The organism is Limisphaera sp. VF-2 (assembly GCF_049537125.1).
GTDB lineage: Bacteria > Verrucomicrobiota > Verrucomicrobiia > Limisphaerales > Limisphaeraceae > Limisphaera.
The window spans coordinates 2,075,767-2,088,286 of record NZ_JBMVQY010000001.1 but is presented as its reverse complement, the minus strand read 5'-3'; the positions used below and the strand labels follow the sequence as shown (position 1 = coordinate 2,088,286).

The 12,520-nt window shown below is 65.4% G+C and carries 7 protein-coding genes; 4 read left to right on the top strand and 3 right to left on the bottom strand.

The window, feature by feature from the left end; genetic code table 11:
- Nucleotides 1–113: 113 nt before the first annotated feature.
- Together ACPDIT_RS07420 and ACPDIT_RS07415 are read right to left on the bottom strand one after the other, a co-directional pair.
- Nucleotides 114–851, bottom strand: a complete 738-nt coding sequence (locus ACPDIT_RS07420) for a PepSY domain-containing protein (protein ID WP_423442533.1) — start codon at nucleotides 849–851, stop codon at nucleotides 114–116.
- A 45-nt stretch (nucleotides 852–896) separates the two neighbouring features.
- Nucleotides 897–1,619 (bottom strand): DUF1559 domain-containing protein, encoded by a 723-nt coding sequence (locus ACPDIT_RS07415; RefSeq protein ID WP_423442532.1) that lies wholly within the window; start codon nucleotides 1,617–1,619, stop codon nucleotides 897–899.
- A 1,551-nt stretch (nucleotides 1,620–3,170) separates the two neighbouring features.
- Between ACPDIT_RS07415 and ACPDIT_RS07410 the strand changes: the two genes are divergently transcribed.
- Genes ACPDIT_RS07410 through ACPDIT_RS07395 form a run of 4 tightly spaced genes read left to right on the top strand, consistent with a single transcriptional unit; the run spans nucleotide 3,171 to nucleotide 9,454 of the window.
- A complete protein-coding gene (locus ACPDIT_RS07410) occupies nucleotides 3,171–4,412 on the top strand; it encodes a hypothetical protein (protein WP_423442531.1) in 1,242 nt (413 codons plus the stop codon).
- Nucleotides 4,409–5,983 carry a DUF1553 domain-containing protein gene (locus ACPDIT_RS07405; protein ID WP_423442530.1) on the top strand — a complete coding sequence of 525 codons (1,575 nt, stop codon included), beginning with the start codon at nucleotides 4,409–4,411 and terminating at the stop codon, nucleotides 5,981–5,983. Before ACPDIT_RS07410 ends, ACPDIT_RS07405 begins: the two co-directional genes overlap by 4 nt.
- A gap of 19 nt (nucleotides 5,984–6,002) precedes the next feature.
- The gene (locus tag ACPDIT_RS07400) at nucleotides 6,003–7,382 is read left to right on the top strand and encodes a DUF1501 domain-containing protein (protein ID WP_423442529.1); all 1,380 of its coding nucleotides are present in this window, start codon (nucleotides 6,003–6,005) and stop codon (nucleotides 7,380–7,382) included.
- Between the two features lie 8 nt (nucleotides 7,383–7,390).
- Nucleotides 7,391–9,454, top strand: coding sequence for a hypothetical protein (locus ACPDIT_RS07395; RefSeq protein WP_423442528.1), 2,064 nt, complete (start codon nucleotides 7,391–7,393; stop codon nucleotides 9,452–9,454).
- A gap of 232 nt (nucleotides 9,455–9,686) precedes the next feature.
- Here ACPDIT_RS07395 and ACPDIT_RS07390 read toward each other — a convergent pair whose 3' ends face one another.
- The gene (locus tag ACPDIT_RS07390; RefSeq protein WP_423442527.1) at nucleotides 9,687–12,068 is read right to left on the bottom strand and encodes a hypothetical protein; all 2,382 of its coding nucleotides are present in this window, start codon (nucleotides 12,066–12,068) and stop codon (nucleotides 9,687–9,689) included.
- Nucleotides 12,069–12,520 lie beyond the last annotated feature (452 nt).

Here is a 12,520-nt window from a genome sequence, read left to right as displayed (position 1 = left end):
CCGGGTTCCGTGGGCCGGCAAACCAAAGGTTCGCCTGCGCGTCCGGCATCCAGACTCACCCCTCCTGCGCCTGCTCCCCGAGAACGGAACGTTGAAAGGAAGCGAATCGCTCTTCAGGGCACCTGGGCGGGCACCTTGACCTCGGTTTCCTTGGCTCGATGGGATGTTCGGTGCAGCTGGGCGTCCCTTCTCGCCCGCGCGTGGCCCCGACGGATGAGCAGGGGCTTGCACCACACATACAAGCCGGAGATGGTGAGGAACAACAGACCGCCCCCGGCCAGCGTCATGATGGCCTTGCCCCAGGCACCCGCGATTTTGCCCGTGTGCAGGTCCAGCAGGATTTTTCCCCAGTCCACGGAGCGGGCCCGCTGCCCGGTGGCATCGGGGGGCCCGAGTCGTTCATACCGGCCGCGCACCATCGCTTCCCCCGTTGAGGCGTCCACGATCAACTCTTCACCGCCGGGACGCTTCAGTTTCCAGACCCAACGGCCGTGCTCCATGCGCAGTTCCATGCGCTCCAATGGAACCCGGCCCCACATCTCCTGCGCCCTCTCGAGCACAACCTCGGGGAGAGTCGGCAGGTCGCTCCACCGGGTAGCGGTCGTCAGTACGAAAGAGGAATCGTTGCCATCCCGAGGTGGTTGGACCGCTATCGCCGGGGTGTCGGTTGCCGCCTCTTTGTCCTTGCGGGGCGCCAATCCCAACGCGTTCAGCACCGGCTCCTTGTAGTTGAGAATCATGCCGGTGATGCTGAACACGAGGAGGAAAAGGGCCGCGGCCACGCCGCCCCAGCGATGCCACTGACGCATGCGGATCAGTCCCGCGTGTTTGGGTTGTGGAAGGGAGCTCATATACAGCTTCCGAAAGCGAAGGGACACCAGCGCGCCGGGGAAACCCTAGTCGTCGCCCTTGGACTCCTTGTCCTGCTCTTTGCTGCTCAGCGTGATGACTCGCCCGTCCCCCATTACCTTGTTGAAGTAACGACTGTGCCACTTGACGGGGCCCAATTCCCCCTTGGCCACCTTTTCCATGACCTTGAGCGGGTCATCAGAGTCCCAAGGTTTGAACAAATCCCGGGCCACGTCGGTGGTCATCGCCAGCGTGAATCGGTTTTTGTGTTGATCCTCCGGCTTGCGCCCCGGTTCGGACCCCTCCACTTGATAACTTGTGCCGCGGCGCTCGAAAACCGGAACCCGGCTGGTAACATCGCCCCGGTCCGAGGGACAGAGGAACAGGCGGGCAGCGCCGAATCGTCCATCCGCAATCAGCGCGTCCGCGCCGCCCAGGTAGGGAGCCAACACCCGATGGATGCCATTCGTGAGCGTCTGAAGCTGTTTGCCCTTCGCGAGGTCGTCCGGCTTCAAAGCCGTTTTCTTGACCTCGAACTTGGGCGGTAACCAGTCGTGGTGATCGTCCGCGTACATGGCAATGGCCAGGTGAATCTGCCGAAGGTTGGAGATGCAGTTGGCGCGGCGGGCTTTTTCGTGTGCCGCCGCGAGGGCGGGCAGGAGAAGCCCTGCCAAAAGCGCCACGACCGCAATGACCACCAACAACTCCACCAGGGTGAATCCCGTGTACCAACGATTCAAACCCGACAAGGCACGATCCTTTGTTTTCATGGCGGCTTTAGAATGGCAGATGGGAGAAAAGAGCCGCTAACGGTGCGTTGCGAAAAATTGTCGGTGACTTGCGGCGAGCCGGCCCCGGGCTCCCCCTGCGAGGGGCGAGTGCCGCCCGGAGATCGGCGCCCTGGCGAGGAGAAGATCACTTGGGCCGTGCCGGCCGAACCGCTCCTGAAATGCCGGCTCCCTCACAAACGCGCCCGAGATTCGCAGTACAGGTGGCATCCCGCGCGATTGGCCCAACGACAAACCGCCGGGAGGCGTTCTGTCCGGGGCCGTCGCTTCGGTCCATCACCTGCGCCTGGTGGTTGTTCTTCTCCGAACCAAGCGGCGGCCCGGGAACAAGGAAGAGGTTGAGACGGTCTTGACGTCGGCGAGTTCGACGCGGAGGGCCTGCGTGCGTCCGAGGGCACAGGTAAACGCGCGGTTCCAGAGCGCGACGGCAACCCGGGGCAGGGTCCGCACAGCCCGGTGAGCGCCCGCGGGGTGCATCGATGGCGCGCCGGCGCGGATCTGCCGATGGCTCGAGACGGGAAGCCCCGCATCCCAGGGGCGTAAGCTCGACGGATAACACATGTCGGCATTTCGAAACACGCCTCACCCTGTGCGTCCGGCCCGACGGTAAAGGGGCACGGCCTTACAAGAAGGGTCTCACGCTAACTGGGCGAGGAGCCCCGCCGTCCGGACAGAACCACCTCCGTGTCGATCATGTCCGCCGGTTGAGACGAAAGGGCGTCTTTCAGGTTTTGGACGCTCCCGAGAGCTCGGCGGAGTTTTCGGGCGTCCTCATCTCCGGGAAAGCCGGGGAACCACGGCATTTCCTTGGGATCCTCGAATCCGGGGCTCAAAGACGAATGCTCCCTCCGCTGTGAGCGGATCGCACGGACCCATCCGCGCGTCGAGGGCCCAAGCTGGGGACTCCCCCAGGGGTGGCCGGGCGTGGCCACACCGAATTCCCTCCCTTCTCGGCGGGGTGAAGTGCGGGAACCCGCTTGCCCGAGGCGCTGCCCCGAGTGGTGAATTACCGGCCCGATGGGGCAGCCACAAGGCGCGCCGGAGGCGCAAGCGTTCACCCGGCACCGAGGCGGCCCGGCTGCCCGAGGCGCCACTCTGCAACGGCGCGTCTACGACCTGTTGAGGCAAACGCAAAGCGCGCGGGAGCACCCAGCTTTCCCGGTCCCGATGGGATTGGCGCAAGGGATCTCCATGGGGCTGCGTTGGAATACCTCGCTTGCACCGTTGGCGGAGACAGGGTCTCGGGCGCCGCGGGTGCGCGGTCCGGCGCATTTCGGGTTTTGAACACCCCTGAAAGCCCGGCGGAATTTCAGGGTCTCCTCGCCACCGGAAAGCCGAGGGACAAGGCCGTTTTCCCGGGATCCTTGAGTCCGGGGGGCCCAGAAATTGAAATGCCCCGGCAACGAAGACGTTGAAACCATTGCTCTGGTGCGGGCGTCCGAATATGGTGAGGACGGGCCGTCGAAGGGGCGCGCCGGGCTTTGCATGAAACCGGGGCAGTGGAGCCAGACCAGATTGGGTACGCCTGCGACTGTGGAGGCGCGGCGTGATTCGAACCTTGCCTGGTCCGCCTTCGCGATCGGTTCGACTCTTTACACGGCGTTTTCGATCACTCCGGCCGTGCGCGGCGAATCCAGCGCTGAGGTTTTCGACACCGTTCATCGACTGGCCGGCGAGTTGGCGCGCTGGCATCCCCCGTTGCAGCTGGTGACGCAAACCGTGTTTGTGAGGGAAGCGGCGGATCGGGAGTTTTGCGAGGCGGTGTTCGGGGCGTTCCCCCGTCATCCGCAGGCCTTGACTCACGTGGTGCTCCAACCGCCCGCCGACGGGGCGCGGGTCGCGGTGGAAGCGTGGGCGGTGGGCGGACCGCAGGTCCGGGTGCAGCGGGAGAGTCCCTGGCGCGTGGAGGTGCGACAGGAAGGGTTGCGGTGGATCCATGTGGCAGGCCTGTACGCCCGCCTGCCCGGGGCTCCTCTCATGGCCCAGGCGCAGGAGTTGTTCGACCGCTGCGGATGGCAGCTGCGCGAGGCGGGGGCAAACTGGCGGAGTGTGGTGCGCATGTGGTGGCAGGTCCCGGACATTTTGGGCCCGAATGGTTCGGGGCGGCGTTATGCGGAATTGAATCGTGCCCGAGAGGAAGCCTTCCGCCAGATCCTTCGGCCCCCCGTGGTGGACGGCGCCGCCGACGGGCCGGCCGCTCCGCCGCCGCTTTCGGAGTTCCTGTACCCGGCCAGTACGGGCATTGGAGCCGAACCGGGTGGAACCCTGGCGCTGGCCAGCGTCGCATTGACGGGCTTGTCCGGCAAGGGAGCCCTGCTGGGGCTGGAGAATCCCTTGCAAATGCCCGCCTATTGCTACCCACCTCATCTGGCGGCGCCACCGCCGATGTTCTCACGGGCGGTGGCCTTGCGCCTGCCGGAGGGCTTGTGGATCTGGATCTCTGGAACCGCCAGCATTGTCGGTGCCGAGGTGGAACATCCGGATGACCCCACCGCCCAAACCGAACAGACTCTGGATAACATCGCGGCGCTGCTGAGCGGGGAGAACTTCGCCCGACACGGCTGGCCCGGGGTGGAGGCGGGCCTGGAAGACCTGGTTTCCGCCCGGGTGTATGTGAAGCGGCCGCAAGATGTGCCGGCCTGTCGCGCCGTTTGCGAACGGCGTCTGGCCAAATGCCCGAAGCTGTACCTGATCGCCGACATTTGCCGCCCCGCACTCCGAGTGGAAATCGAGGGTGTGGCTTTTGTCGGCCCTCACCGTGCGAGGGCAGGATGAAACCGCGGCTCTTGCGGATTGGGACAGCGGCGGTGTGGTTTTTCGTGCTGGCGGCCCGCGCCGCAGACCCCTATACCGCCTCCGAACCGGCCCAACCGCGGGGCGAGCTCGATCGCCTCGTGTTTGGTCGGCTGCAGGAACTCGGACTGCGACCGGCACCCCCTTGTTCCGATGCGGTGTTTCTGCGCCGTGTGTATCTCGATGTCATCGGCACCCTTCCCACGGCCGAGGAAGTCCGCGCGTTTCTGGAGGACCGGCAGCCCGACAAACATGCGGCGCTGATCGAACGACTCCTGGCCCGCGAAGAGTTTACCGACTATTGGGCCTTGAAATGGGGCGACCTGCTGCGGGTGAAGGCGGAGTTTCCCATCAATCTCTGGCCCAACGCCGCGCAGGCTTACCATCGATGGATCCGAACCTCGCTCCGGGAAAACAAGCCCTACGATCGATTCGTCCGCGAACTGCTCACGGCCAGCGGCAGCAACTTCCGGGATCCGCCGGTGAACTTCTACCGCGCGGTGCCGGGTCGAACCCCGGACAGCATCGCGCGTGCGGTGGCACTGACCTTCATGGGAGTCCGCACGGACCGATGGCCCTCGAATCGGGTCGCGGGCCTGGCCGCCTGCTTTGCGTACGTGGATTTCAAGCCCACCGGCGAGTGGAAGGAGGAAATCGTCTTCCACAATCCGGCTTCCCCTCGGGCCGACCGCTGGGTCGGCCCGGACCGCCGCGCGGTGCTGCCCGACGGCACCGCACTGTGGCTGACCCCGGAGCAGGATCCGCGCGTGGCATTCGCCGACTGGCTGGTTCGTGCCGACAACCCCTGGTTCACCGCGGCCATCGTCAACCGAATCTGGGCCTGGCTGCTGGGCCGGGGCCTGGTGCACGAGCCCGACGATTTCCGACCCGACAATCCGCCGGTGCACCCGGCCGTGTTGCAGTACCTGCAACACCAGTTGGTGCGGGCCGGATACGATCTCAAACACGTGTTCCGCCTGATCCTGAACTCGGCCACTTACCGGCAATCCTGTGTTCCCGTCGCACCCCTGACCCGCGCCGCGGCGCACTTTGCCTGTTACCCGGTCCGCCGACTGGAGGCCGAAGTGTTGCTGGATGCCCTGAATCAGGTCACCGGAGCTGCTGACTCCTACACGAGCCCCATCCCCGAGCCCTTTACCGTGATGCCCGCCGGCACCCGGGCCATCACGCTGCCCGACGGCAGCATCACCAGCCCGTTTCTGGAACTCTTCGGCCGGTCGGCCCGCGATACCGGGTTGGAATCCGAGCGCAACCTTCGCTCCACAGCCGCCCAACGACTCCACCTGCTGAACGCGTCGCAGGTGCTGCGCAAGATCGAGCAGAGCCCGCTGGTGGAAGGGGTCTCGCGTCCCCACCTCCACCCGCCCCAAGTGGCGGAAACGCTGTATCTGACGGTGCTTTCGCGCTTTCCCACCGGGACAGAACAGCAGATGGTCGCCCGGTACCTGCAGACGGCCGGCTCGAGGCGCGAAGCGGTGGTCGATCTTGTGTGGGCCCTGATCAACACAGCCGAATTTGTACACCGTCACTGAGAAAGAGGAGGAGGCATTCATGAACCTCAAGGACCTGCTTCGGGAACACTCGTTGCGACAAGAAGCGTCACGATTGCTCGATGCGCTCGGCCTGCCCCTCTCCCGCCGGGAAATGCTGCGCCGCTGCCTGTTCGGGGCCGGCGGTCTTTTGCTGCTCAACGGCTGGGGACTCCGGGCCGCCGCGCCTGCCGCGGTGGCCAGGGCGCGCTCGGTGATTCAGATCTGGCTCTGGGGCGGTCCCTGCCACATCGACCTGTTCGATCCCAAACCGGAAGCCGGGCGCGACTACTGTGGTCCGCTGGACGCTGCGCTCGAAACCAACGTCTCCGGCATCCGCATCGGCCAGTTGCTGCCGAACCTGGCGCGCCATGCCGACAAATACGCTCTCATTCGGAGCCTCACGCACGAAAGCAACGCCCACGAAACCGCGTCGTACATCGTGCAAACCGGCCGCAACCCGGGCAGTCGCGATGTGTACCCGGCCGCGGGAGCCGTCGTGGCCTACTTCAAAGGTGGCGCGCAGACGGGCCTTCTCCCGCCTTACATTGTCCTGACCGAGCCCCAGGGCCGGTTTTCCGAGGCCGGTTTCCTGGGGAGCAAATACAAGCCGTTCGCCACGGGCGGCGATCCCGCCCGGCCGCGCTTCGAAGTGGAGGGCATCGTGGCCCCCGGAGTTTCTGACGAACGCCAGCGGCGCCGACGGGAGTTGCTTCACCAACTGAATACGCTGGGTCGATCCCTGCCCGGCGACGCCACGCTGGAAACCTTTTACGCGTCCGAAGAGCAGGCCTACGAACTGATCCTGGGAGAGGCGGGCAAACTGTTCGATCTGAGCCGCGAGCCGGATGAAGTCCGCGACCGCTACGGACGCAATACCTTTGGTCAAAGTTGTTTGATGGCACGCCGGTTGGTCGAGCAGGGCGTTCCTTACATCACCATCAACTACAAAGGGTGGGATACCCACAAACAACATTTCCAGGTCATGAATCGGAAGTTGCCGGAGCTGGACCGGGGACTTTCCGCGCTCCTGCAGGATTTGGCCGATCGCGGGTTGTTGTCGCAAACCATTGTGTGGGTTTCCGGCGAGTTCGGCCGCACGCCCAGGATCCAGTGGGACCCGCCCTGGAATGGCGGGCGCAATCATTTTGGCCGCGCCTTCGCAGCGCTGGTGGCCGGGGGCGGCTTCAAGGGAGGTCAGGTGGTCGGCGCCACCAATCGGACCGGCGAGGAAGTCGTAGAGCGGCCCGTGCACCCGGCAGAGCTGCTGGCCAGCATCTACGCCCTGCTCGGAATCGATCCGCAAGCACGACTGCCGCATCCGGAAGGGCGGGCGACGCACGTGTTGCCGGGCCCGGAGGAGGGCACCGGCCCCCTGCGGTTGCTCCGCGAGATCATGTAAGCCGGCATGTGATGGCCAACCCTGCCCGGAGGATCCAAATGCGGGTGGGTCGGTTCCAGACCGGGAAACGCATCGTTCGAAGGCCGCCCCGTTTGTTGCCCGCCCTGGCCGCCACGGCATTGCTTGTGGGCTGGGGCCTCGGCACCGCCGGTGCGCAGCCCGCGCCGCGGCTGGGCTACGTGTACCCCGCCGGAGGACAGGCGGGCACGACCCTGGAGGTCACGATCGGCGGCCGTGGACTGCAGGAGATGAACCGCGCCATTTTCAGCAGTCCGCACGTAACCGCCGAGGTGCTCGAGTATCGACACCCGATGTCCATCCGCCAGTTCAACGCACTGCGGGAGGAATTGCAACAGCTCCAGGCCAAACGCCAGGCATGGCTGCGCGCCGGACGGCCCCGCGGCGGTGCCCCGCAAGCCACCAACACATGGACCGAAACCGATGCCCGACGTTTCAGGCAGATTCTCGACGAGATCCGACGGAATGCCCCCAACCGAAATGCGACGCCCGCTCTAGCGGAAACGGTCACGTTGCGCGTCTCCATCGAGCGTTCGGCACCCACGGGCGAAGTGGAGCTGCGCCTGGCAGGCCCCCGGGCCATCTCCAATCCCCTCACGTTTTGCATCGGTCCGTGGCCGGAACGAAGTCGGCCCCCGGCCCGGCCGCCGAATCCGGAACTGGAACGGTTCCTGGCGCGCTGGCGGGATCTGAACACGGAGGCGACCGCGGCCCCGGACACCATCCACGTCGCGCCCCCCGTGGTGTTGAACGGACAAATCCTGCCCGGCACACGGCACCGTTATCAGTTTCCCGCGCGTCGGGGACAACGAATGATCGCCGCCCTCCAGGCGCGAGCTCTGATCCCGTACCTGGCTGACACTGTTCCCGGTTGGTTCCAAGCCGTGCTCACCCTGTACGACTCCCGGGGCAGAGAGATTGCCGCCAACGATGACTTCCGATTTCATCCCGACCCCCTTTTGAGCTGCGAGATCCCCGAGGACGGGGAGTACGTGCTGGAGGTGCGCGATGCTCTGTTCCGCGGCCGGGAAGATTTTGTCTATCGGCTCACCCTCGGGGAATTACCCCGGGTAACCGACGTGTTCCCCCTGGGCGGACGTCAGGGGGAAACCACGGAGGTCGAACTCACGGGTTGGAATCTGCCCAGCACTCGTTGGAACGTGGACAACACCACCGCGGCCCCGGGCGTGCGCCAGATCCACTTTTCCGATGGCTCGAATCATTGGGGTTCGACCTGGTTCGCCGTGGACAGCCTGCCCGAGATCCCGGAGCCCGAACCCAACGACACTCCAGCGGAGGCGCCCCTTCTTTCTCCTCCGGTCATCGTCAACGGTCGAATCCTTGCCCCGGGCGAGGCCGACCTTTTCCGATTTCGCGGCCGCGCCGGGGAGGTACGCGTGGCCGAGGTCATGGCGCGCCGATTGCATTCGCCCCTGGATGGACGGCTCGAATGGCTCGACAACCAGGGGCGCGTGCTGGCCACCGCCGACGACGCCCCGGATCCGGCCTTTGGCCTGATCACCCACCAGGCTGACCCATATCTCGTCATCACCCTCCCTGCTGACGGCGAGTACTTCCTGCGGCTGACCGATGCACAGGGAAAAGGCAGCCCGGCTCACGCGTATCGACTCCGACTGAGCCCGCCCCGACCCGATTTCGAATTGCGTCTCTTGCCGTCGGCCCTCGGCGCTCGACCCGGCGGCACCGTCACCGCAGCCGTGCACGTAATTCGCCGCGAGGGTTTCGATCATGCCATCCAGTTGGTCCTGCGAGGCGGGCCGCCCGGACTGGCGTTGCACAACGCGCAGACCCCAGAGGGCGCAACACAGACCTGGATCCACCTTCAGGTTCCCGCCTCCGCCGTGCCCGGGGTGCACCGGCTCGAATTGGAAGGTCGCGCCCGGGCAAACGAACAAACCTGGGTGCGGCCTGTTGTACCCGCAGACGAGTGGATGCAAGCGTTCTTCTATCGTCACTGGGTGCCGGCGCGACAACTGTATTTGCAGGTGACGGATCGACCTGGCCGGAGACTCGCCCCGACCGGTTTGCGTTGAGCCGGGCGAAATCTGGCTGCCTTCGCGCCAAGGCAGACCTTCTGCGGCCATCGCGAGACAATCCGGGACCCAGCGCAGTCCCGTCGGCATGGTCCCCTACGGCCTCGCTCCGATCCTGGCGGGGAACGCACCTCCCGGTCCGGCTCTCTGCGAGGGTATCGTGCATTCCCGGACCCAAGCAGGGCAGACGGGTGATCGCCGGCCTTGCAAAGCAAATCTTTCAACCGCTCGTTCACGGGCGCAGCACCGCCCGAAAGAACTGCGCCGGGCCTGTACCGGGCACCCGCGCTTCCCACGTCGGTCCCTCTCCCTGCCCCTGGACCAGCTCGCTCCAGTGCACCAGATCCGCAGACGTTTCCACCGAGAATCGTAATCCTTCCACCCCACGCACCTGCAACTGCACTTCCCCGGTTGGAGTGGATTGAGGAACCTCCCACAGGATTCGCGGCTGGGCGATCCATCGGGCCAGGCCATCCGCGGCGCGATTCCCGGCGCCGGGAAACAAGCCGCCCACCCACAGGGCATGCTCGTGCCACAGGAGCGCATACACCCGGGGCGAAGGCGCCGAATCCCAGCCGCGCAAGCCCGAGCCCACGGCCGTCCAGTTCGTTCCATCGAACCGCGCCAACCCGGCAATGTCCCGGCCTCCGGCGTTGGTGAAAAGGCCTCCCACGTAAAGCACACCGTCGCGAACGGTCAACGCGAGCACGGCAGTCGCTGAGGCCAACACGCCGTCATGGGGCGGCTCTCCCACGGGATGCCATTGGTTCCCGTCCCATCGGGCCAGGTTGTGGACCGAAATGTTACCCGCCCGCGAGAACCGGCCTCCCACGTACACGTGGGTCCCGTCCACGGCAATAGCCTCTACTGCGGGTGCAATGTCGCCATCGACGCCCTCTCCCAGCGGCTGCCAAAGGCCCGCGGACCATACTGCCACCCGGTTGACAGGCTGGCCGCCGGCATTGGTAAAGGTGCCGCCCGCGTATAAACGGTCTTCTGCCCAGGTCAACGCAAGGACCGTTCCATTGACTCCGCTGCCCAGTGCACTCCACTGAGTTCCATCCCATTGGGCAACGCCGGCGGCAGCTACGGAACCCGCTCTGGTGAAGCGGCCGCCCACGAACAGGTTGGTTCCGTCCGTGGCCAGCGCATCAACGTCCCCGTCTGTGCCCCCTCCCAACGCCTCCCATTTGGAACCGGTCCATCGGGCCAGATTCATGGCAATGCTCCCCGCGGCATTCGTGAAGGATCCTCCCACGACCCAGGAGCCGCGCCAGGGCACCAACGAGGCAATGTTTACGCCGGTCGCCCCGGTGAAGTCCCCGCCCAGTTGGGTCCACGTGTTGGTCTGCAATTGCCACACGGCGCGCCCGGCCCGCCCTGTGAAGTCCGAGTAAACCCCGCCGGCCACCACGACATCCTCTTGGGCGGCGAGGCATCGAATTTGAAGGAAGCCGTCCAGCGGGATGAGGCTCGGCCCCACCACCAGAGGTTCCCACTGCGTTCCCGTCCACTGGGCAACGTGTCCGGCCGGTCGGCCTCCGACGGAGCGGAAGACCCCCACGACAAACAACCGCCCATTCTCGTCGAAGCAAAGATTCACCGGCCCTTCAGAACGTGCCCAGATCGCCTGACCGAGCGGCCACCACTGCGTCCCGTCCCACCGCGCCACACCGTCTGCGTTCAGCGACCCGATGCGTGTGAATCCACCGGCCGCGAACAAGCCCTGCGGAGTGGAAATCAGCGCACTTGGAGGTTGATCAAAATCGCCGCCCACCGGCTTCCATTGGGTGCCATCCCAACATGCCAGATTCGTCGCTGCCACCCCTGCAATGCCCGTGAAGCTGCCACTCACAAACAACTGCCCTCGATGGACTGCCATGGCCCAAAAGGATCGATTTGTCACCACCGGCCATGGTTTCCAGCCCTCGCCGTCCCAGCGGGCCTGATACGAAATGCTTTGGCCGCCGATCCGGCTGAACCCTCCGGATACGAACAATTGTCCTTCGTACACTGCCAGGAGGCCCACCACGCCGTTTGTGTCAATACGACTGTCGAAAGTCTCCCACCGCTCACCGTCCCAACGGGCCACACCATACCAGTTCGTATCTCCGATGATTTGGAGGCGCCCGGCGACCCAGAGTCCATCCTCCCGACTTTGCAGCGAGCGGACCTCGGCGGCCTGGAGGCCGGGCATGGGGTGCCACCGCTCACCGTCCCAGAAGGCCAGGCCCGGCAGGGGCGTTTCGCCAGAGCGATCAAACGCACCTCCGACATAGAGCCGGTCCCCGTGGACGGTCAGCGCCGACACTGCGGGCAGCGCGATTTCTCTGCGATTCAATCCCTCGCCCACGGGCCACCAGTTTGTGCCGTCCCATCGCGCCACACCTGGCGTCCACCAATGGCCGGCCGTGGAAAAAACTCCACCGACATACAGATTACCTCGAAACCAGGCCACTGCCCCGGCACCCTCATCCAGGCCCGGCCGGCCGAAGCGATAGTCCCAAAGCGCATCTTCGGCCGAAGGAGCAAAGCAAACCCCAGCCCAGAGACCCAGCAGGATCGATCCAGCCCGCGTCGTGATGGAAAGGAGGTCGTGCCGGCCTGGTTTCATGTTTTTCGGGGCAGCCTATGTTCTGAGCCGAACGAGCTCAAGACAGGGTCCAGAGGTGTCAGAGGAGATTCTCGCACTGAGCCGATCGCGGCGGCGGATGCCGTCGTAATCGCATCCAGCTTTCCTTGCTTTGCCCGATAGCCGTCCGCGCATCCCTTCGTGCGGGGCCGTTTCCAATCCAAGCGCGAGGTTCGAAGATCATAACTTCGGGTCCCAGCGTGGCGCTTCCCACGCGCAGACCAACCGGCGCCTCCCCGATCTCATGCTCGTGACAAGCTCAGTTCGCCGACCGGATCGAAACTTGGCCCTCGCGTGGTTTCATTCCGGTGATGCGCTGTGGAGGGCCTGGTCGTTCGAGACATGGCCAGAGGAAAACCCCCTCCGACTCGGACCACAACCCTCCAGGCCGGGGGCACACCCCGCCAGAGCCCCATGCCGCGCGGTGAAATCTC